Source organism: Agrococcus versicolor, from assembly GCF_039531815.1.
In the GTDB taxonomy this organism is placed as follows: domain Bacteria; phylum Actinomycetota; class Actinomycetes; order Actinomycetales; family Microbacteriaceae; genus Agrococcus; species Agrococcus versicolor.
On the sequence record NZ_BAAAQT010000005.1, the window covers coordinates 1 to 22096 of the forward strand.

The 22096-nt window shown below is 73.2% G+C and carries 16 protein-coding genes, 1 tRNA gene and 1 pseudogene; 15 read left to right on the top strand and 3 right to left on the bottom strand.

From position 1 onward, the window contains the following. From ABD249_RS02780 to ABD249_RS02820, 9 genes and pseudogenes are all read left to right on the top strand, one after another. Nucleotides 1-257: pseudogene (locus tag ABD249_RS02780) on the top strand (hypothetical protein); the annotation flags it as partial. A gap of 28 nt (nt 258-285) precedes the next feature. Beyond that, nucleotides 286-2946: a type I DNA topoisomerase gene (gene topA, locus ABD249_RS02785; RefSeq protein ID WP_344340070.1), complete on the top strand. Its 2661-nt coding sequence runs from the start codon at nt 286-288 to the stop codon at nt 2944-2946. Between the two features lie 13 nt (nt 2947-2959). After that, on the top strand, nt 2960-3586 hold the full coding sequence (gene tmk / locus ABD249_RS02790; protein WP_344342510.1) for a dTMP kinase: 627 nt from the start codon (nt 2960-2962) through the stop codon (nt 3584-3586). Between the two features lies 1 nt (nt 3587). Then, nucleotides 3588-4739 carry a DNA polymerase III subunit delta' gene (locus tag ABD249_RS02795; protein ID WP_344340071.1) on the top strand — a complete coding sequence of 384 codons (1152 nt, stop codon included), beginning with the start codon at nt 3588-3590 and terminating at the stop codon, nt 4737-4739. Nucleotides 4740-4793: 54 nt separating this feature from the next. Then, nucleotides 4794-6398 carry an alpha/beta hydrolase gene (locus ABD249_RS02800; RefSeq protein ID WP_344340073.1) on the top strand — a complete coding sequence of 535 codons (1605 nt, stop codon included), beginning with the start codon at nt 4794-4796 and terminating at the stop codon, nt 6396-6398. 49 nt (nt 6399-6447) lie between these two features. After that, entirely contained in the window at nt 6448-7044 is a 597-nt protein-coding gene (locus tag ABD249_RS02805; RefSeq protein WP_344340074.1) for a TetR/AcrR family transcriptional regulator, read from the top strand. A gap of 168 nt (nt 7045-7212) precedes the next feature. Further along, complete coding sequence (locus ABD249_RS02810; protein WP_344340077.1) at nt 7213-8886, top strand: ABC transporter substrate-binding protein; 1674 nt, start codon at nt 7213-7215, stop codon at nt 8884-8886. Between the two features lie 73 nt (nt 8887-8959). Then, entirely contained in the window at nt 8960-9964 is a 1005-nt protein-coding gene (locus ABD249_RS02815) for an ABC transporter permease (protein ID WP_344340078.1), read from the top strand. Then, nucleotides 9961-10914, top strand: coding sequence for an ABC transporter permease (locus ABD249_RS02820; protein WP_344340081.1), 954 nt, complete (start codon nt 9961-9963; stop codon nt 10912-10914). Before ABD249_RS02815 ends, ABD249_RS02820 begins: the two co-directional genes overlap by 4 nt. Nucleotides 10915-11007: 93 nt before the next feature. On the opposite strand, the gene ABD249_RS02825 is transcribed toward ABD249_RS02820, so the two are convergent. After that, nucleotides 11008-12696, bottom strand: coding sequence for an ABC transporter ATP-binding protein (locus ABD249_RS02825; protein WP_344340083.1), 1689 nt, complete (start codon nt 12694-12696; stop codon nt 11008-11010). A gap of 151 nt (nt 12697-12847) precedes the next feature. Here ABD249_RS02825 and ABD249_RS02830 point away from each other — a divergent pair. The 4 genes from ABD249_RS02830 to ABD249_RS02845 all read left to right on the top strand — a co-directional run bounded on the left by ABD249_RS02830 (nt 12848) and on the right by ABD249_RS02845 (nt 16276). Next, nucleotides 12848-12920, top strand: a tRNA-Thr gene (locus ABD249_RS02830). 111 nt (nt 12921-13031) lie between these two features. After that, nucleotides 13032-13463, top strand: coding sequence for a MarR family winged helix-turn-helix transcriptional regulator (locus ABD249_RS02835; RefSeq protein ID WP_344340084.1), 432 nt, complete (start codon nt 13032-13034; stop codon nt 13461-13463). A gap of 42 nt (nt 13464-13505) precedes the next feature. Further along, nucleotides 13506-14069 carry an isochorismatase family protein gene (locus tag ABD249_RS02840; RefSeq protein WP_344340086.1) on the top strand — a complete coding sequence of 188 codons (564 nt, stop codon included), beginning with the start codon at nt 13506-13508 and terminating at the stop codon, nt 14067-14069. Next, nucleotides 14066-16276 (top strand): MMPL family transporter, encoded by a 2211-nt coding sequence (locus ABD249_RS02845; protein WP_344340088.1) that lies wholly within the window; start codon nt 14066-14068, stop codon nt 16274-16276. Before ABD249_RS02840 ends, ABD249_RS02845 begins: the two co-directional genes overlap by 4 nt. Here the strand turns inward: ABD249_RS02845 and ABD249_RS02850 are convergent. Further along, on the bottom strand, nt 16248-17540 hold the full coding sequence (locus tag ABD249_RS02850) for a cation:proton antiporter (protein WP_344340090.1): 1293 nt from the start codon (nt 17538-17540) through the stop codon (nt 16248-16250). The genes ABD249_RS02845 and ABD249_RS02850 overlap by 29 nt on opposite strands. A 61-nt stretch (nt 17541-17601) precedes the next feature. After that, the gene (locus ABD249_RS02855; protein ID WP_344340091.1) at nt 17602-19095 is read right to left on the bottom strand and encodes a PucR family transcriptional regulator; all 1494 of its coding nucleotides are present in this window, start codon (nt 19093-19095) and stop codon (nt 17602-17604) included. 93 nt (nt 19096-19188) lie between these two features. Between ABD249_RS02855 and gabT the strand changes: the two genes are divergently transcribed. Further along, on the top strand, nt 19189-20571 hold the full coding sequence (gene gabT / locus ABD249_RS02860) for a 4-aminobutyrate--2-oxoglutarate transaminase (RefSeq protein WP_344340093.1): 1383 nt from the start codon (nt 19189-19191) through the stop codon (nt 20569-20571). A gap of 54 nt (nt 20572-20625) precedes the next feature. Continuing rightward, on the top strand, nt 20626-22095 hold the full coding sequence (locus ABD249_RS02865; protein WP_344340098.1) for an NAD-dependent succinate-semialdehyde dehydrogenase: 1470 nt from the start codon (nt 20626-20628) through the stop codon (nt 22093-22095). The last annotated feature ends 1 nt before the right edge of the window (nt 22096 follow it).

Consider the following 22096-nt stretch of genomic DNA (forward strand, 5'->3'; position numbering starts at 1 on the left):
CGCCCGACGCGGCGGGCGGCTGGGTCGCGGACGACCCCTGCGCGCGGGCCGCGGTCGTCGCCGCGGCGAACGGCGCCGTCGTCGCGACATGCGGGCTCGAGGGCGTCGAGGCGACCGTCGCGGTCGTCGACGCGGGCGGCCTGCCGATCGCCGGGCGCGCGACGGCGGGGCCCGCGCGGCGACGACCGCCGCGTCACCTGCGGGGACGCCTGCGGCGAACGCGTGCGCGGTGCCCTCCTGCCGCGCATGTATGGTGAGGGCGCGTTCAGCGGGAAGGGAAGTGCGTTGGCAGACGGAACCAAGCTCGTCATCGTCGAGAGCCCCGCGAAGGGCAAGACGATCGAGCGATACCTCGGCGAGGGCTACAAGGTCATGGCCTCCGTCGGGCACATCCGCGACCTCGTGAGTCCGCGCGATCTCCCCGCAGACATGAAGAAGGGGCCGTTCGGCAAGTTCGCCGTCGACGTCGACTCGGCCTTCGAGCCGTACTACGTCGTCAACGACGACAAGCGCAAGACGGTCACCGACCTCAAGAAGGCCCTCAAGGACGCCGACGAGCTCATCCTCGCGACGGATGAGGACCGCGAGGGCGAGGCCATCGCGTGGCACCTCCTCGAGGTGCTGAAGCCCAAGGTCCCCGTGCAGCGCATGGTCTTCCACGAGATCACGAAGGAGGCCATCGAGCACGCGCGCGACAACACGCGCCAGCTCGACATGGACCTCGTCGACGCGCAGGAGACCCGCCGCATCCTCGACCGCCTCTACGGCTACGAGGTCAGCCCCGTGCTGTGGCGCAAGGTGCGGCAGGGCCTGTCGGCCGGCCGCGTGCAGTCGCCCACCGCGCGCCTCATCGTCGACCGCGAGCGCGAGCGCATGGCGTTCGTCCCCGCGGCGTACTGGAGCCTCGCCGCGACGTTCGACGCGCAGGGCAAGCACTTCCTCGCCCGCCTCGTGCGCCTCGACGGCGCACGCGTCGCCACGGGATCCGACTTCGACGACCGCGGCCAGGTCAAGGGCGTGCGCACGATCCTCGACGCCGAGGCCGCTGCGGCGCTCGGCGACGAGCTCGAGCGGTCGTCGTTCACGGTCTCCGGCGTCGAGTCGAAGCCGTACCGGCGTCGCCCGTCGCCGCCGTTCACGACCTCGACGCTGCAGCAGGAGGCCGGCCGCAAGCTGCGCTTCTCCGCCAAGCAGACGATGTCGGTCGCGCAGTCGCTCTACGAGAACGGCTACATCACCTACATGAGGACGGACTCGCCCTCGCTCTCCGCGCAGGCGATCAACGCCGCGCGCAACCAGGCGCAGTCGCTCTACGGCGACGGCTCCGTGCCGCCCGCGCCGCGCCTCTACTCCGGCAAGTCGAAGTCGGCGCAGGAGGCCCACGAGGCCATCCGCCCCGCCGGCGACGCGTTCCAGACGCCGAAGTCGCTCGCGAGCCGCCTCACCGACAACGAGTCGCGCCTCTACGACCTCATCTGGAAGCGCACGGTCGCGAGCCAGATGATCGACGCGACGGGGCAGACCGCGACGATCACGATCGCCTCCGACGCCACGAGCCGCGGCGTCGCCGAGTTCACCGCCTCGGGCACCGTCATCACCGAGCCCGGCTTCCTGCAGGCGTACGAGGAGGGCAAGGACGTCGACCGGTACGCCGACGACGCCGAGCAGGATGCGACGCTGCCCGACGTGCAGGCGAAGGACGCCCTCGGCCTCGAGCGGCTCGACCGCAAGGACCACGTCACGACCCCGCCCCCGCGCTACACGGAGGCGAGCCTCGTCAAGGCGCTCGAGGAGCTCGAGATCGGTCGCCCGTCGACGTACGCGTCGATCATCGACACCATCGTGCGCCGCGGCTTCGTCACGGTGCGCGGCGGCGCGCTCGTGCCCGAGTGGATCGCGTTCGCGACGATCAACCTGCTCGAGGAGCACCTCGGCCAGTACGTCGACTACGACTTCACCGCCGAGATGCTCGCCGACCTCGACCGCATCGCCGACGGCGACGCCGACCGCGTCGAGTGGCTGTCGCGCTTCTACCGCGGGCACGACGGCAAGCCGGGCCTGCGCGACGTCGTCGGCAACCTCGGCGAGATCGACGCGCGCGCGGTCAACTCGATCGACATCGGCGAGGGCATCACGCTCCGCGTCGGCCAGTACGGCCCCTACCTCGAGCGCACCGACGAGCAGGGCACGATCCAGCGCGCCAACGTGCCCGAGGAGCTCACGCCCGACGAGCTCACGCTCGAGCGCGCCACCGAGCTGCTCGACGCGCCGCCCGTCGAGGAGCGCGTGCTCGGCGAGCACCCCGAGACGGGGCAGTCGATCATCGTCAAGGACGGCCGGTTCGGCCCGTACGTGCAGGAGCTCGTCCCCGAGAGCACGGCCGAGCCCGAGCTGACGAAGACGGGCAAGCCCAAGAAGGCGCCGAAGCCGCCCAAGCCGCGCACCGCATCGCTCTTCAAGTCGATGTCGCCCGAGACGGTCGACCTCGACACGGCGGTGCAGCTGCTGTCGCTGCCGCGCACCATCGGCATCGACCCGGAGTCCGAGGTGCCCATCACGGTGCGCAACGGCCGCTACGGCCCGTTCATCACGAAGGGCGACGAGACGCGCTCGCTCGACAGCGAGGACGAGATCTTCACGATCACGCTCGAGCAGGCGCTCGAGAAGCTCGCGCAGCCGAAGTACGGCGCCCGCAGGCAGTCGTCGGCGCTCGCCGAGTTCGACGCGGATCCCGTCAGCGGCAAGCCGATCAAGGTGAAGGACGGCCGGTTCGGCCCGTACGTCACCGACGGCGAGACGAACGCGACGATCCCGCGCGGCGAGGAGGTCTCGGCCGTCACGTTCGAGCGTGCCGTCGAGCTGCTGCAGATCAAGCGCGAGAAGGGCCCGGTCAAGAAGCCGGCGAAGAAGCCCGCGGCGAAGCGCCGCCCCGCCGCCAAGAAGTAGCCCGGTGGCAGCGATGTCCGGCGTCTTCATCACGCTCGAGGGTGGCGACGGCGCCGGCAAGTCGACGCAGTCGTCGCTGCTCGCGGCGTGGCTGCGCGAGGCCGGCCGCGAGGTCGTGACGACGCGCGAGCCCGGCGGCACCGAGCTCGGCGTCGAGATCCGCCATCTCGTGCAGCATCGTCGCGGCCACGTCGCCCCGCGCGCCGAGGCGCTGCTCTACGCCGCCGATCGCGCGCATCACGTCGCGACGCTCGTGCGACCCGCGCTCGAGCGCGGGGCCGTCGTGCTGCAGGACCGCTACCTCGACTCGTCGATCGCGTACCAGGGGGCGGGGCGCGTGCTCGGCGCCGACGAGGTGCGCGAGCTCTCCCTCTGGGCGGCCGACGGCCTGCTGCCCGACCTCACGGTCCTGCTCGACCTCGACCCCGAGGAGGGGCGCCGCCGCATGGCGTCCCGCGCGGATGCGCCGTACGACCGCCTCGAGGCCGCGCCGGACGACTTCCACGCCCGCGTGCGCCGGCAGTACCTCGCGCTCGCGGCGAGCGAGCCGGCGCGCTTCCTCGTCGTCGACGCCGCCGCCGACCCCGACGCGATCCACGCTCGCGTGCGCGAGGGCGTCGCCGGGCTGCTGGAGGCCTGACGTGGCGGATCCCTGGGGCGACATCATCGGCCAGGACGACGCCGTCGCGACCCTGCGTCGTGCCGCCGCCGCGCCCGACTCGTCGGCCATGACGCACGCGTGGCTCATCACCGGCCCGCCAGGATCGGGCCGCTCGAACCTCGCGTTCGCCTTCGCGTCGTCGCTGCTGTCGCCTCCCGGCACCATCGACGAGCGCGTGCACGTGCAGGTGACGGCGCGGACGCATCCCGACCTCGTCGTGCTCGCGACCGAGGGCGTGCTCATCTCGATCGACGCCGCGCGCGAGGCCGTGCAGCGCGCGTCGATGTCGCCGGCGACGTCGCGGCATCGCGTCGTGGTCGTCGAGGACGCCGATCGCATGACCGAGCGCACGTCGAACACGCTGCTCAAGGCGCTCGAGGAGCCGCCCGAGGACACGGTGTGGATCCTGTGCGCGCCCGGCGAGAGCGACCTGCTGCCGACCATCCGCTCGCGCGTGCGCACCGTGTCGCTCGGCGTGCCCGACGCCGACGCCGTCGCCCGGCTGCTCGTCGAGCGCGACGGCGTCGACCCCGCGCTCGCGGCGCAGGTCGCGCGCGAGGCGCAGAGCCACATCGGCATGGCGCGCAGGCTCGCCACGAGCGAGGAGGCGCGCGCGCGTCGCGCCGAGACGCTCGACGTCGCGCTGCGCGTGCAGACGGCCGGGCACGCGGTGCTCGCGGCTGCGCGGTACGTCGAGATCGCCGGCGCCGACGCCGAGGCGCTCGGCACCGAGCAGGACGCCGCCGAGCGCGACCAGGTGCTGCGGCAGCTCGGCATCGCACCGGGCGGCACCGTGCCGCCGCAGCTGCGGAAGCAGCTGCGCGAGCTCGAGGAACGGCAGAAGGGGCGGGCCAGGCGCGGCCTGCGCGACGGCGTCGACCGCATCCTCGTCGACCTGCTGTCGCTCTTCCGCGACATCCTGCTGACGCAGCTCGGCGTCGCGCACGAGCTCGTCAACGCGGCGCAGCGCGCGCGCATCGAGGAGGCGGCACGCGGCCGGCGACCCGAGGACACCCTCGCGGTGCTCGACGGCATCCAGCTCGCCCGCGAGCGCATCGAGGCGAACGTCCCGCCGCTGCTGTCGCTCGAGGCGCTGCTCGTCGTCATCGCATCGCCCGACGATCGCCGCTGACGCGCCTGGCGCACGGATCGTCCCCGTAGCATGAGCGCGGACGAAGGGACTCCCATGGCTTCGATGCTCCGTCGCGGCGGCTCGGCCGCAGCGCTCGCCGCCGCGGTCGCGATCGTGCTCTCCGGCTGCATCGTGCTGCCGCCGGCCATCGGCCCGGGCCCCGGCCCCGGTGGCGGCAGCGGCCCCACGACGTCGCCGGACGGCTCCGGCCTGCTCGACTTCACGCCCACGGGCGAGGACGTCGACGCGGCGCTCGAGCCGTACTACGGGCAGGACGTCGACTGGACGCTGTGCGACGCCGGCTACACGTGCGGCACGATCGACGCCCCCATGGACTGGTTCGCGCCCGAGGACGGGCGCTCGATCGAGGTCAGCATGATCGTGCGGCCCGCCGACGGCGAGGTGTGGGGCTCGATGCTCTACAACCCCGGCGGCCCCGGCGGCTCGGGCCTCGAGTACGTGCGCGACTACGCCGAGTACCTGCTGGCCCCCGAGGTGCTCGAGCACTACAACCTCGTGGGCTTCGACCCCCGCGGCGTCGGGCAGTCGACGCCCATCACGTGCTACGACGACCCCGCGTTCCTGTACGACTACCTCTACGAGATCCCCGAGGGGCCGGCGCCCGAGCCGCTGTCGGACGAGGACCTGCAGCAGCAGCTCGACGCCGGCGCCGAGTTCGCCGACGCCTGCCTCCAGTTCACGGGCGAGGCGCTCGAGTTCATGGGCACCGAGCAGGCCGCGAGCGACATGGACCTCATCCGGGCGCTGCTGGGCGAGGAGCGCCTCCAGTACCTCGGCGTCTCGTACGGCACGCTGCTCGGCGCGACCTACGCCGACCTCTTCCCGCAGCACGTCGGCCGCTTCGTGCTCGACGCCGCCGTCGCGCCCGACGCGTCGGACGCCGACGGCACGATCTTCCAGGCGGGCGGGTTCGAGCTCGCCCTGCGCAACTGGATGGCCGACTGCCTGAGCGTGGGCTCGTGCCCGTTCGACGCCCCCGATGCCGACGCCGGCATGCAGCAGATCGGCGCGTTCCTCGACGGGCTCGAGGCGGCGCCGCTGCCGGCGAGCGACGGTCGGCAGCTCGGCTCGTCGTCGATGTTCACGGCCATCGCGGCGAACCTCTACTCGCCGTCGCAGTGGTCGACGCTGCGCTCGGTCTTCGCCGACGCGATCGCCGGCGATCCCGACTCGGCGCTCGCCGAGTCCGACCGCTACTACGGCGTGAACCCCGACGGCACCTTCGCCGACAACTCGTTCGAGGCGCTCATCGGCGTCAACTGCCTCGACGCGCCGCCCGTGACGGACTTCGAGGACGTGCGTGCGAACGCCACGCGCATCCAGGAGGTCGCGCCCACGCTGTGGGAGGACTTCACGGGCATGTCGATCTGCGCGTCGTGGCCGTTCGAGGCGACGCGCGAGCCCCACGTCATCACGGCGCCCGGTGCCGAGCCCATCGTCGTCATCGGCGGTCGCAACGATCCCGCGACGCCGTACGAGCAGTCCGTCTCGCTCGCCGACCAGCTCGAGAGCGGCGTGCTCATCTCAGTCGACGCCGAGGGGCACTCGCAGTACAACCTCGGCAACGCCTGCGTCGACGAGCCGGTCAACGCGTACTTCCTGACGGGCGCGGCTCCGACGGACGACCTCGACTGCTGATCGCCAGGCGGATTCGCTGCAACCTTGCAGCGACTGCAACAATGGAGCCATGACGGACGACGGCCTCCGCGCGCGCAAGCGGCGCGCCACGAGCGCGGCGATCCAGCGCGCCGCGCTCGAGCTCGCCCTCGAGCTCGGCGACCTCCATCCGACGGTCGACGCGATCGCCGCCCGCGCCGACGTCAGCCCGCGCACGTTCTTCAACTACTTCGCCACCCGCGACGAGGCGCTCGTGGGGGAGCCGATGCGCTTCCCCGAGGATGCCGACCCGAGCGTGGGCGACGACCTGCTCGACATGCTCGAGACGACGGCGCTGCGCGTGCTGGGCGATCGCGAGCTCGACCGCGACCTCATCCTGCTGCGCCGCGACGTCATGCGGCAGCATCCCGAGCTCTTCGCCCGGCGCATCATGCAGAGCCACGAGATCGAGCAGCACCTCGTGCGCCTCGCCGAGCGCCGCGCCGAGCTCGACGGCAGCGATCGGCCGCTCGAGCGCGGACGCATCGCGGCGCTCGTGGCCATGGGCGCGCTGCGCGCCGGCTGGATGCGCTGGGTCGACCGAGCCGGCGCCGAGACCCTCGACGACGCCGTGCGTGCGACCTTCGCCGAGGTGCGCCGCATGGTGCGCCAGGCGAGCATCGTCTGACCGGGCGCGAGCCCCACGTCGCGGGGTGGTCACAGTCCTGTCACGACCTCGCCATCTCGACGATCCAGCGCCCCGGGCGCGGGTAGCGTACGGGGAACGCGTGCTCGCCGTCGATCGAGGTCGACGGCCGTCCCCACGCATCCCCGCACCAGGACCCAGGAGGTCACCGTGTCCCGACCCGCAACCCGGCGCCGCGTCATCGCGGCGCTCGCAGGTGGCACAGCAGCCGTCGTCGCGCTCGTCGGCTGCGTGCAGAGCGACCGCGACGAGCCCGCAGCGGGCGGCGAGGGCGGCGACGTCGACTCGACGTTCGTGTTCGCCGCATCCGCCGACCCCGCGAGCCTCGACCCCGCGTTCGCGAGCGACGGCGAGTCGTTCCGCGTCTCGCGGCAGATCTTCGAGGGCCTCGTCGGCGTCGAGGCCGGCACGGCCGACCCCGCTCCGCTGCTCGCCGAGAGCTGGGAGCAGTCGGACGACGGCCTCTCGTACACGTTCCAGCTGCAGGACGGCGTGACGTTCCACGACGGCACCGACTTCGACGCCACCGCGGTGTGCGCGAACTTCGACCGCTGGTACAACTTCACGGGCGTCGCGCAGGCCGAGAGCATGGCCTACTACTACACGAGCCTCTTCAAGGGCTACGCCGACAGCCCCGAGGACGCGGTCTACGACTCGTGCGCCGTCGACGACGACCTCGTCGCGACCGTCACGCTCGCGCAGCCCTTCGCCGGCTTCATCTCCGCCCTGTCGCTGCCCGCCTTCGCGATGCAGAGCCCCGCAGCGCTCGAGGAGTTCGGCGCCGACGACGTCGGCGGCACCGAGGAGGCCCCGACGCTCAGCGAGTACGCCAACGGCCACCCCGTCGGCACCGGTCCGTTCCAGTTCGAGGCATGGGAGCGCGGCGCGCAGCTCGAGCTCAGCGCCTACGGCGACTACTGGGGCGACCAGGGCCAGGTCCAGGAGATCATCTTCCGCGTCATCGACGACCCGACCGCACGCCGCCAGGCGCTCGAGGCCGGCGACATCGACGGCTACGACCTCGTGAGCCCCGCGGACGCCTCGGCGCTCGAGGAGGACGGCTACCTCATCGAGTCGCGCGACCCGTTCACGATCCTCTACCTGGGCATGAACCAGCAGGTGCCCGAGCTGCAGGACCCGCGCGTGCGCCAGGCGATCACGATGGCGATCGACCGCGACCAGCTCGTGTCGCAGACGCTGCCCGAGGGCACCGAGGTCGCCAACCAGTTCATCCCGCCGTCGGTCGCCGGCTACAACGACGACATCACCGAGTACGCCTACGACCCGGACGCGGCCCGTGCGCTGCTCGCCGACGCCGGCTACCCGGACGGCTTCACGGTGCAGTTCAACTACCCGACGAACGTCTCGCGTCCGTACATGCCGAACCCGGAGGAGATCTTCACGAACCTCTCCGCGCAGCTCGAGGAGGTCGGCATCACGGTCGACCCGCAGCCGAACGCCTGGTCGCCCGACTACCTCGACCGCATCCAGGGCGGTGCCGACCACGGTCTGCACCTGCTCGGCTGGACGGGCGACTACAACGACACCGACAACTTCCTCGGCGTCTTCTTCGGCAGCCAGTCCAACGAGTGGGGCTTCGACAACCAGCAGCTGTTCGACGACCTGGCCGCCGCGCGTGCGGAGCCGGACCTCGACGCGCAGATCCCGCTGTACGAGGCCATCAACGAGGAGGTCGCGACGTTCGCCCCCGGCGTGCCGCTCGCGCACCCGGCCCCCTCGCTCGCCTTCTCCGAGCGCGTCGAGTCGTACCCGACGAGCCCGGTGAACGACGAGGTGTTCAACCTGATCGAGCTGTCGTCGTAGTCTCGACGAGCGCATGATCCTGGGCGGGAGGGGCCGAACGGCCCCTCCCGCCTCATCCTGACGAAAGGCCTCCGTGCTCCGAGTCATCGGCAAGCGGCTCCTGCTCCTCGTCCCGACCCTCGTCGGGCTGAGCCTGCTGCTGTTCCTGTGGGTCCGCGCCCTCCCGGGCGGACCCGCCACCGCGCTCCTCGGCGAGCGCGCGACGCCCGAGGCGGTCGAGCGCATCAACGCGCTCTACGGCTTCGACCGCCCGCTCTGGGAGCAGTACGTCACCTACATGGGGCGACTGCTCACGGGCGACTTCGGCGTCTCGATCGAGACGGGCAGGCCCGTGCTCGAGGAGTTCGCGCGCCGGTTCCCGGCGACGCTCGAGCTCGCGACGTTCGCGATCCTCTTCGCCGTGCTCATCGGGGTGCCGCTCGGCTACCTCGCGGCCAAGCACTACGGCCGCGCGATCGACCACGGCTCCGTCGTGCTGAGCCTGCTCGGCATCGTCGTGCCCGTCTTCTTCCTCGCGTTCATCCTCAAGTACCTCTTCGCGGTGCAGCTCGGCTGGTTCCCGCCGGACGGCAGGCAGGATCCGCGCATCGACGCGACGCACTTCACGGGCTTCTGGGTGCTCGACGGGTTCCTCACCGGCGAGCTCGACGCCGCCGGCGACGCGTTCCTGCACCTCGTGCTCCCCGGCATCGCGCTCGGCACCATCCCGCTCGCGATCATCGTGCGCATCACCCGCGCGAGCGTCCTCGACGTGCTCGGCGCCGACTACGTGCGCACCGCGCGGTCGAAGGGCATCCTCGAGTCGACGATCCGCGACCGCTTCGTGCTCCGCAACGCCATGCTGCCGGTCGTCACGACCATCGGCCTGCAGGTGGGGCTGCTGATCTCCGGCGCCGTGCTCACCGAGACCGTCTTCGCCTTCAGCGGCGTCGGGCAGTTCCTCGCGTCCGCGATCTTCTCGCGCGACTTCCCCGTGCTGCAGGGCTTCATCCTGTTCATCGCCGTCGGCTACGCGCTCATCAACCTCGTCGTCGACGTCAGCTACTCGTTCATCGACCCCAGGGTGCGTGTCCAGTGAGCGCCGTCCTCCCTCCCACGAGCGGCGCGAGCGTCGCCCCCGACCCGCAGGAGCCGAAGGGTCCCGTCCGCCGCGAGGCGGGCACGAGCGTGTGGGGTGCGGCCTTCGCGCGGCTGCGCCGCAACCCGCAGGCCATCGTCGGCGCCGCGATCGTCGGCCTCTTCGTCCTCGTCGCGATCCTCGCGCCCGTCCTCGCCCCCTACGCGGGCACGGCGCTGCCCGGTCGTGGCGAGATCACGCCCACGAGCATCCCGGTGCCCGGCGAGCTCGCGCAGTTCCCGCTCGGCCTCGACCGCTTCGGCGGCGACGTGCTGTCGAAGCTCATCTGGGGCGCGCAGGCGTCGCTGCTCATCGGCCTCGTCTCGACGGCGCTCGGGCTCGCGGGCGGCATGCTGCTCGGCCTGATCGCCGCGGGCTTCGGCGGCTGGGTCGACAACCTCGTCATGCGCCTGGTCGACATCCTGCTCTCGGTGCCGAACCTGCTGCTCGCCGTCTCGATCGCCGCGGTGCTCGGGCAGACGCCCGCCGCCGTCATGATCGCGATCGGTGCGAGCCAGGTGCCGATCTTCGCGCGCCTGCTGCGCTCGTCGATGCTGCAGCAGCGCTCGGCCGACTACGTGCTCGCCGCGCAGACGCTCGGCCTGTCGCGCCGCTCGATCACGATGAGCCACGTCCTGCCGAACTCGCTCGGTCCGGTCGTCGTGCAGGCGACCCTCGCGCTCGCCACCGCCGTCATCGACGCGGCGGCACTGTCGTTCCTCGGCCTCGGCGGCGGTCGCCCCGAGACCGCGGAGTGGGGCCGCATGCTGACCTACGCGCAGAACGAGCTCGCGATCGCGCCGCACCTGGCGTTCCTGCCCGGCATCTGCATCGCGATCACGGCGCTCGGCTTCACGCTCTTCGGCGAGTCGCTGCGCGAGGCGCTCGACCCGCGGCAGCGCAAGGCGTAGCCCGTCGTCCGCCGCCGGCGCGGCTCGCCCGTCGGCGGGCGGCGCCGGTCGCCGCGACGCGGCACGACGGTCGTCGCGCCCCCGCGGCCGGGGTCAGGCCGCGCCGAGCTCCGCGCCCGGGATGGATGCCAGCAGCTGCCGCGTGTACGGGTGCCGCGGGTTCTGGAAGAGCTCCTCGCTCGGCGCCTGCTCGACGATCTCGCCGCGCTGCATGACCGCGACGTGGTCGCTGATGAGGCGCACGACCGCGAGGTCGTGGGAGATGAACAGGTACGACAGGCCGAGCTCGCGCTGCAGCTCGCCGAGCAGGTGCAGGATCTGCGACTGCACGAGCACGTCGAGCGCCGAGACCGGCTCGTCGCACACGACGAGGTCGGGCTTGAGCGCGAGGGCGCGCGCGATCGCGACGCGCTGCCGCTGGCCCCCGGAGAGCTCGCCGGGGTAGCGGCGCAGCATCGACTGCGGCAGCGACACCTGATCCATGAGCTCGGCGACGCGCGCGCGCCGCTCGGCGCGCGAGCCCCTGCGGTAGGCGTCGAGCGGCTCGCCGACGATGCGCCCGATCGTGAACGAGGGGTTGAGCGACGAGTAGGGGTCCTGGAAGACGGGCTGCACGCGCTGGCGGAAGTCGCGCAGCGCCTCGCCCTTGAGGCCCGCGATCTCCTGGCCGTCGAAGAGCATCGAGCCCGACGTGGGCTCGACGGCCTTCAGCAGCATCCGCGCCGTCGTCGTCTTGCCCGAGCCGGACTCGCCGACGATCGCGACGGTCGAGCCGCGGGGGATGACGAACGAGACGTCCTTCGCGGCGGTGAAGTCGTCGCCGCCGCGCACGGGGTAGACCTTCGTGAGCTCGCGCACCTCGACGATGTTGTCGGCGGCGGCGGGCGCCTCCTCGCCCTCGGGACGGTGCTCGATGACCTGGGCGCGCGCGGCGGCGACGCTCGGCGCCGCGGCGACGAGGGCCTTCGTGTACTCGTGCTGCGGGCGCTGGAGGATGTCGGCGGCGGGGCCGGCCTCGACGACGCGGCCGCGGTGCATGACGACGACCTTCGACGCGCGCTCGGCGGCGAGGCCCAGGTCGTGCGTGATGAGCAGCACGCTCGTGCCGAGCTCCTCGGTGAGGCGGCCGATCTGGTCGAGGATCGTGCGCTGCACCGTGACGTCGAGCGCGCTCGTGGGCTCGTCGGCGATGAGCAGGCGGGGCGCGCAGGCGAGGCCGATCGCGATGAGCGCGCGCTGCCGCATGCCGCCGGAGAACTCGTGCGGATACTGCCTCGCGCGCGCCTCGCCGTCGGGCAGGCCCGCGGCCGACAGGGCCTCGACGACCTTCGCGCCGACGTCGCGGCGCGTCGCCTTGCCGTGGGCGAGGAGCGTCTCGGCGACCTGGGTGCCGATCTTCGAGACCGGGTTGAGGTTCGACATCGGGTCCTGCGGCACCATGCCGATCTGCGCGCCGCGGATGGCGCGCATCCTCGCCTCGGGGAGGCCGACGAGCTCGCGCCCGTCGAGCTGGATGCTGCCGCCCGCGATCGTCGCGTTCGACGCGAGCAGGCGGATGATCGCCATGGCGGTCGTCGACTTGCCGGAGCCCGACTCGCCGACGATCGCGACGGTCTCGCCCGCCTCGATGTCGAAGGAGACGTCCTGCACGGCCTCGACGGTGCCCGCCATCGTGCGGAAGGACACGCGCAGGTCGCGCACGCGCAGCAGCGGCGCTGCGGCGTCGGGCGTCGCGTCGCGGGCGGTGGCGGGCTCGACGGGCTCGGCTGCGGGCTCGGTCATGGAGCAATCCTGCCCGACGCGCGGCGACGCCGCGTCGCGCACCGTCGGATCGTCACACGACCGTAGCCTTGCGCCGGTCCGAGGTGCGCGAGCGGGACGCGAGCACCCGCGAAGTTTGCTAGCATTGCTGATCGTGCCGCGTGCGGCACATGCCGCCCTAGCTCAGTTGGCAGAGCGATTCACTCGTAATGAATAGGTCGAGGGTTCGATTCCCTCGGGTGGCTCCGGACAGGAAGGGCCCTCGCCCAGGCGGGGGCCCTTCCGCATGTCCCGGGCGACGCGACGGTCCTCGCGGGCGGAGGGCGCGCACGGCATCCGGGGATACGGTGGAGCCCATGCCCGCCGACGCCCCCGACATGCGCGACTGGCCCACGGGGCGGCTGCTGGCGATGGCGGCGAGGCTCGTCGAGCACGAGTGGCACGACACGCTGCAGGGCGCCGGGCTCACGCACGCGGGACTCGTGGTGCTCGACCTCCTCGGCGACGGTCCGCTCGCGCAGTCGGAGATCGCCCGCCGTGCGCGCGTCGAGGTGCAGACCATCTCCCGCACGATCGATCGGCTCGAGCGCGAGGGGCACGTCGAGCGCACGCTCGACCCGTCCGATCGACGGTCGCGCCTCGTCGCGCGCACCGAGGCGGGGAGGGCGTCGTGGTCGCAGGCGCGCTCGCTCGAGGCGAAGGCGATCCCCGCGGTCGAGGACCCGGAGCTGCTGCGCGCGCAGCTGCTGCAGATCGTGCAGGCGCTCAGCGCTCGGCGATGGTCCTGACCGCGTTGCGGGCAGAAGGTCAGCCGGCGTAGCATCGGACGTATGCCCCGTGCGCTCCTCATCGTCGACGTCCAGAACGACTTCACCGAGGGCGGCGCCCTCGGCTGCGACGGCGGTGCCGCCGTCGCCGCCGCGATCACGGAGCACGTGCGCGCGAGCGACTACGCCCTCGTCGTCGCGAGCCGCGACTGGCACCACGGCGACGACGACAACGGCGGGCACTTCGCCGCCGGCGAGCCCGACTTCGTCGACACGTGGCCCGTGCACTGCGTCGCCGGCACCCCCGGTGCCGACTACCACCCCGCGCTCGACCGCTCGCTCGTCGACGTGCACGTCTTCAAGGGGCAGGGCGAGCCCGCCTACTCGGCCTTCGAGGGCGAGACGGAGGACGGCCGCACGCTCGAGGCCGTGCTCGACGAGGCGGGCATCGACGAGCTCGTGGTGGTGGGCATCGCGACGGACTACTGCGTGCGCGCCTCGGCCCTCGACGGCATCCGCGTCGTGCCCGCGACCGTCGTCGTCGACGGCCTGACGGCCGCCGTCGCACCCGGCACCCGTGCAGCGGCGCTCACCGAGCTCGCCGACGCCGGCGTCGTCGTCCGATGAGCGCCCGCACCCCCGAGCGCGCGGACGCCGTGGAGCGCTCGCAGCCCCGCCGCATGCCGCGCTGGCTGCGCGCCGTCATCCCCGCCGTCCTCATCGTCGGCTGGCTCGCGGCGCTCGGCGTCGGCGGACCGACGTTCGGCAGGCTCGACGAGGTCGTCGAGAACGACCAGGCGGCGTTCCTGCCGCAGTCGGCGGATGCGACGGCCGTGCAGGAGTCGCTCGGCGGCTTCCTGGGCGACGACCGCATCCCCGCGATCGTCGTGCTCGAGGGCGACGGCGCGCTCTCCGAGGCGCAGCTCGCCGACGCGCAGGCGCTCGCGACGGACGTCGGCGCCGTCGAGGGCGTCGTCGAGGCGTCGCCCGCGATCCCGAGCGAGGACGGCGAGGCCGTGCAGATCGTCGCCGTGATCGACTCGAGCGACGCCGAGGCCGTCGACGTCGCCGTCGAGGCGATGCGGGCGCTCGTCGACGAGGCGCCGGACGGGCTCACGGGCGCCGTCACGGGCCCCGCGGGCTTCGCGGCCGACATCGCCGAGGCGTTCGGGGGCATCGACGGCATCCTGCTGCTCGTCGCGCTCGCCGCCGTGCTCGTGATCCTCGTCATCGTGTACCGGTCGCCGCTGCTGCCGATCCTCGTGCTGCTCACCTCCGTCGCCGCGCTGTGCCTCGCGATCCTCGTCGTCTTCCTGCTCGCGCAGGCGGGGGTGCTGCAGCTGAGCGGGCAGACGCAGGGCATCCTCTTCATCCTCGTCGTGGGCGCGGCGACCGACTACGCGCTGCTCTACACCGCGCGCTATCGCGAGGCGCTCACGCAGCACGCGCGGCGGTGGGATGCGACGATCGCGGCGTGGAAGGGCTCGTTCGAGCCGATCCTCGCCTCCGGCGGCACCGTCATCGCCGGCCTCCTGTGCCTGCTGCTCTCGGATCTCCAGTCGAACCGGCAGCTCGGCCCCGTCGCGGCGATCGGCATCGCGATGTCGCTGCTCGCAGGCCTCACGCTGCTGCCCGCGCTGCTCTACGCCGTCGGTCGCGCCGCCTACTGGCCGGTGCGCCCCAGGCACCACGGCGCGCACGAGCGCGACGCGGTCGCCGCGAAGCCCGCGACCGCCGGCCTGTGGGGCCGCGTCGCCGCGCTCGTCGGCCGTCGCCCGCGGCCCGTGTGGATCGTCACGGCACTCGTGCTCGCCGCCGGTGCCCTCGGCATGACGCAGCTGCAGGCGAACGGCGTGCCCTCGAGCGAGTTCGTCACGGGCGCCTCGCAGGCGCGCGACGGGCAGACGGTGCTCTCGGACCACTTCCCGGGCGGCTCGGGCGCGCCGACGTACGTGCTCGCCGACGAGAGCGACCTCGACGCGGTCGCCGAGGCCGCCGCGGACGTCGACGGGGTGGACGCCGTCGCGGCCTCGAGCGAGGACGCGCCCGGCGGCACCGTGCCCGTGCCCGCCGTCGCCGGCGCACCGCCCGGCGAGCCGCAGGTCGTCGACGGTCGGGTGCTGCTGCAGCTCACGCTCGACGCGGCGCCGGACTCCGATGCCGCGCAGCAGACGGTGCGCGACCTGCGCGCCGCGCTCGCCGACGCCGACCTCGACGGTGCGCTCGTCGGCGGCACGACCGCGACGGCCGTCGACACGAACGACACCGCCATCCACGACCGCGCGCTCATCATCCCGATCGTGCTCGCGGTGATCCTCGTGATCCTCGCGCTGCTGCTGCGCGCCATCGTCGCGCCGATCCTGCTCATCCTCACGACCGTGCTGTCGTTCGCGACGGCGCTGGGGGTCGCGGCGCTCATCCTGCACGCGATGGGCAGGGAGGCGATGGATCCGTCGGTGCCGCTGTTCGCGTTCGTCTTCCTCGTCGCGTTGGGCGTCGACTACAACATCTTCCTCATGACGCGCGTGCGGGAGGAGGTCGGCAGGCTCGGCCACCGCGAGGGCGTCCTCCAAGGCCTGCGGGTCACGGGCAGCGTCATCACGTCGGCCGGCGTCGTGCTCGCGGCGACGTTCGCGGCGCTCGCGGTCATCCCCGTGCTGTTCCTGCTGCAGATCGCGATCATCGTCGCGCTCGGCGTGCTCATCGACACGATCCTCGTGCGGTCGCTGCTCGTGCCGGCGCTCGCGCTCGACCTCGGCCCGGCGACGTGGTGGCCCTCGGCGCTCTGGCGCCGCGGCACGAGCGTCAGCGCTGGGCGCCCACCCGCCGCATGATCGGGGTCGCGGTGATGCCGTGCACGATCACCGAGAGGGTGATGGTGAAGCCGACGGTCGACCAGAGCTCGGGCAGCTCGGCGAAGCCGGCCTCGCCCGCGGCGTAGGCCACGTAGAAGATCGACCCGATGCCCCGGATGCCGAAGAACGCGACGGCGAGCCGCTCGCGACCGCGCAGCGCGCGGTCGCCGCTCGTGGGTCGCCGCCTGCCGACTGTGAGCGCGATCCACCCCGTCAGCGGTCGGACGACGAACACGAGTGCGACGCCCACGGCGACGCCCCCGGGGGTCAGGTCGGCCAGGAGGCCGTTGGCGAGCGAGATGCCGAGCAGCAGCAGCACGATGAGGGTCAGCAGCTGCTCGAGCCGCTCGATGGTCGCGTGCATCTGCCGGTGGTACTCGTGCCCGCGCTCGACCGAGCGGAGGGTGAGGGCGGCGACGAACACGGCCACGAAGCCGTACCCCTGGGCCACCTCGGCCACCCCGTACGCCAGCAGGAGCACGACGACCGCCATGAGGGGCTGGCGACGATCCGCCACCCGCATGGATTCCTTCGACGAGCGGAACGCGATGCGTCCGAGCACCCAGCCGACGGCGACGCCGAGGACGGCGCCGATGAGGATCTTGCCCACGAGGTAGAAGCCGACCCATGCGCCGATCCACTCCGACGCCACAGCCTGGCCGGCGAGGAGGATCGCGGCGGAGACGAAGGGGAACGCGAGCGCGTCGTTGAGGCCGGCCTCGGACGTCAGCGCGAATCGGACCTCGTCGGTCTCGTCGATCGTGCCGGTGGACTCGCTCGGCTGCCCCGGGCCCTCGACCTGGACGTCGCTCGCGAGCACCGGGTCGGTGGGGGCGAGCGCCGCGCCCAGCAGCAGCGCCGCCGGCAGCGCGAGCCCCATCCACCACCAGCCGAGCAGCGTGACGGCGGCGATGCACAGCGGCATGGTGATCGCGAGGAGTCGCCAGGTCGCCGACCACCGGCGCCAGTCGCCCAGGCGACGCAGGCTGAGCGGACGGTCGAGCGCGAGCCCGACCCCCATGAGGGAGACGAGCACGGTGGCCTCGGCGAGGTGCTCGGTGACGTCGGCGTGCACGATCGGGGAGAGGCTCTCCGCATCCCACACGGGCAGGAGCCCGATGAGGCACCCGACCGCGAGCAGCACGGCGGGAGCCGACAGCGCCACGCGCTCGAGGGCTGCGGGCAGGACCACGGCGATGAGCAGCGCGACGCCGAAGATCAGGTACGCCAGGTCCGCGGTCACGATGCAGTCTCACGCGCGGGCGGCGACCCGGCAAGCAGGTCCTGCGGATGGGCGGATGCTGCTAAGGGGATGCAGCGGGCTCGGCCGTCGCCTGCAGCCACGCCCAGAGCGTCGCGCGGTCGGCGAAGGCGGCGACGTCGAGGCCGAGCGACCTGCCGAGCGCCACGACGCGGTCGCGCAGGGTGTGGCGGTGGAGTCCCGTGGCCCGGGCGGCGGCGTCCCATGCGCAGTCGTGCGCGAACCACGTCCGCGCGAGGGCGAGGTCGCGTGCGCCCGCCTGCGTCGTCGGCAGCGCGCCGAGATGCGCGGTGGCGGCGGCGCGCACCTGCGGGTCGTCGAGCAGCCCGAGCAGCCCGTCGGCGCCGGGGTCGAACGTCGCGGAGGCGAGGGCGAGCCTGCGCGACCGGCCGAGCGCGGTGCGCGCCTGCGCGAGTGCCGTGCCCGCCGCCGCCCACGACGACGGCGCCGACCAGCCCACCGGCGCCCGGGCGGCGTCGAGCGCGGCCGCGACGGCCGTGCGCTGCCCGGCGCTCGCGGCGACGACCGTCTGCCCGTCGCGCTGCGCCACGAGCGCCGTGCCTGCGAGGTCCGCGTCGACGCTCGCGGCGCCCGCCACGATCGCGACGACGATCGGCTCGGCCGGCAGCGCCTCGCCGACGCGTGCCAGCAGCGCGCTCGCCGAGGCGACGTCGCCCGCGAGGGCGTGCTCGAGGATCGCGCCCTCGAGCGCCGCGACGCGATCGCGCGCGACCTGCGACGTCGACAGGGCGAGGTCGAGGAGGCCGGCGGCGGTGGTCGCCACGGAGCGAGCCGGGGCGTCGAGCGCGACGGCGCCGGCGATCGCGAGCGCGCCGTGGAGCCGCCCGGCGCCGCCGAGGGTCTGCACGAGCGTCCACGCGCCGTCGGGTCCGTCGGTCGCGCGAGCCGCGCGGCGGCCGGCGCGCAGCACCGCGAGCGCCTCGTCGACGAGCGCCGCATCGACGCCGCGACCGGCGGCGGAGCGCACGCGCGCCCGGTCGTCGAGCAGCGCGGCGTCGACGTCGAGCTCGCGCGCGAGGGCGCGCACGACCGCGGCCGCACCGTCCGACCGGCTCGCCGCGGCGGCGATCGACCGCTGCGCCTCCGCCGCCCAGCGCTCGCGCGCCGTCGACCGCTCGGCGTTCCAGCGGATGATGGCGAGGAACGAGGTCGCGTACGGCACCTCGAGCAGGGGGAGGTCGGCGGCCAGGCACGCGTCGACGAGCGCCGGCGGCACGACGTCGGCGTGCAGGCCCGTGCCGAAGCCGACCGCGAGGACGCCCGCGTCCACGAGCGCGCGCACGTAGCCGGGCGCCCTGCCGTCGTCCTCGACGAGCTGCCTGCCGGTCGTGAGCAGGACGTGGTCGCGCGCGAGGAAGGGCGTCGGATCGGGCAGGTCCGAGCTCGCGATCCACGAGATGGGCGTCGCCCGCCGCTCGTCGCCGACGACGATGCCCCGCAGCGCGAGCGAGGGCTCGGCGGCCATCGCCTCGACGGTGGGGACGACGGGGGAGCGGGGCGATGAGCGCGGTGCCATGGTGGCGATCATCGCATGCAAGAACCGCCACGGTGGCACTGCGTATCGGCCCTGCCGTCCCTAGCGTGAGGGCACGAGCAGCGAGGAGGCGTCATGGGCGCGCAGCAGGTCATCGAGCAGGATCGCGTCGACGCGTCGGCGCCCGTCGCGGCTCCCCGGGGCGGCCCGTCGCTCGAGCAGGTGCGGCGGCTGCGCACGGCGATCCCCGGGCCGGCGTCGCGCGCGCTCCTCGAGCGCAAGACCGAGGCCGTCGCGCGCGGCGTCGGCATGGCGCTTCCGGTCTTCGTCACGGCCGCGGGCGGCGGCGTCGTCGTCGACGCCGACGGCAACTCGCTCATCGACCTCGGCTCCGGCATCGCCGTGACGTCGGTCGGCAACGCCGACCCCGCGGTCGTCGCCGCCGCGACGCACCAGCTCGAGCAGTTCACGCACACGTGCTTCACCGTCACGGGCTACGAGGGCTACGTCGCCGTCGCCGAGGCGCTCAACCGCCTGACGCCCGGCGACTTCTCCAAGCGCAGCGCCCTGTTCACCTCGGGCGCCGAGGCGGTCGAGAACGCCGTGAAGATCGCGCGCGTCGCGACCGGACGCAGCACGATCGTCGCCTTCGACCACGCCTACCACGGCCGCACGAACCTCACGATGGGCCTCACGGCCAAGTCGATGCCGTACAAGCGCGGCTTCGGACCGTTCGCATCCGACATCCACCGCGCCCCGATGTCGTACCCGTTCCGCGACGGCCTCGACGGCGAGACGGCCGCGCGCATCGCGACCGACCGCATCGAGCGGCAGGTGGAGGTCGACGAGATCGCGGCGATCCTCATCGAGCCCATCCAGGGCGAGGGCGGCTTCATCGTGCCCGCCGACGGCTTCCTGCCCGCGCTCGCCGCGTGGGCGAGGCGGCACGGCATCGTCGTGATCGCCGACGAGGTGCAGACGGGCTTCGCTCGCACCGGCGCGATGTTCGCCTCGGAGCACTTCGGCCTCGAGCCCGACCTCGTCGTGACCGCGAAGGGCCTCGCGGGCGGGCTGCCGCTCTCGGCCGTCACGGGTCGCGCGGAGATCATGGACGCCGCGCACGCGGGCGGCCTCGGCGGCACGTACGGCGGCAACCCCGTCGCCTGCGCGGCGGCACTCGCGGCGATCGCCGCCTTCGAGGGCGGGCTCGTGGAGCGGGCGCGCGAGATCCAGGCGATCGTCGAGGAGCGTCTGCTCGCCGCCCAGCGCGCGGGCCACGGCATCGGCGACGTGCGCGGCCGTGGCGCGATGATGGCGATCGAGCTCGTCGACGCCGACGGGCGTCCCGACGCGGCGCGCACCGCGCGCGTCGCCGCCGCCGTGCACGCGGCGGGCGTCGTGCTGCTCACGTGCGGCACCGACGGCAACGTCATCCGCCTCCTGCCGCCGCTCGCGATCGGCGACGACCTGCTGCGCGAGGGCCTCGACGTGCTGACGCACGCGCTCGCGACGGCCTGAGACCACCCCACCATCCGGCCTAGGCTGGGACCAGCGAACTGCGAAGGAGCATCCATGACGCACCACGACGAGACGGCGCTGCTGGAGGGCGTGCACGGCGCGCTCTACATCGACGGCGCGTGGGTGGACGGCGAGGACGGCACGATCGACGTGCGCGACCCGTCGACCGGCGAGGTCATCAAGACGATCGCGAACGGCTCGGTCGCCGACGGCGTCCGCGCGCTCGACGCCGCCGTCGCGGCGCAGGACGACTGGGCGCGCACGCCCGCGCGCGTGCGCGGCGAGGTGCTGCGGAAGGCGTGGGAGCTGCTGCAGGAGCGCAAGGAGGACTTCGCCCTCCTCATGACGCTCGAGATGGGCAAGCCGCTCGCCGAGGCGCGCGGCGAGGTCGCCTACGGCGGCGAGTTCCTGCGCTGGTTCTCGGAGGAGGCCGTGCGCATCGGCGGCCGCTACGCCCAGAACCCCGAGGGCACCGGCCAGATGATCGTCACGCATCGGCCCGTCGGCCCGTGCTACCTCATCACGCCGTGGAACTTCCCGCTCGCGATGGCGACGCGCAAGATCGCACCCGCGATCGCCGCCGGCTGCACCGCCGTCGTGAAGCCCGCGACCCTCACGCCGCTCACGACCCTCGCGTTCGTGCAGCTGCTCGAGGACGCGGGCCTGCCGAAGGGCGTCGTCAACGTCATCACGACGAAGAGCACCGGCGCGCTCACCGACCGCATCATGGCCGACGACCGCCTGCGCAAGGTGTCGTTCACCGGGTCGACGCCCGTCGGCGTCGGACTGCTGAAGCAGGCGGCCGACCACGTGCTCAAGGCGTCGATGGAGCTCGGCGGCAACGCGCCGTTCGTCGTCTTCGAGGACGCCGACCTCGACAAGGCCGTCGAGGGCGCCATGCTCGCGAAGTTCCGCAACATCGGCCAGGCGTGCACGGCGGCGAACCGCTTCATCGTGCACGAGTCCGTCGCCGACGAGTTCGCAGCGCGCATCACCGAGCGCGTGCAGGGCATGAAGGTCGGCCGCGGCACCGAGGACGGCGTGCAGATCGGCCCGCTCGTCGAGCCGAAGGCCGTCGACAACGCCGTGCGACTCGTCGACGAGGCCGTCGCCGCCGGCGCCGTCCTCACGACGGGCGGCAAGGCGATCGAGGGCGCGGGCTCCTTCTTCGAGCCCACGGTCATCGACCGCGTCTCGGCCGACATGTCCGTCTCGATCGAGGAGATCTTCGGCCCGGTCGTCGGCATCCAGCGCTTCGCGACGGAGGCGGACGCGGTCCGGCTCGCGAACGCGACGGAGTACGGCCTCGTCGGCTACGTCTTCACGCAGGACGCGGCGCGCGGCCAGCGGATGATCGACCTCATCGACACGGGCATGATGGGCCTCAACGTCGGCGTCGTGTCGAACGCCGCCGGTCCGTTCGGCGGCGTCAAGCAGTCGGGGCTCGGCCGCGAGGGCGGCGCCGAGGGGATCTACGAGTACCTCGAGACGAAGTACACGCTCATGCCGAACCCGTACGCCTGAC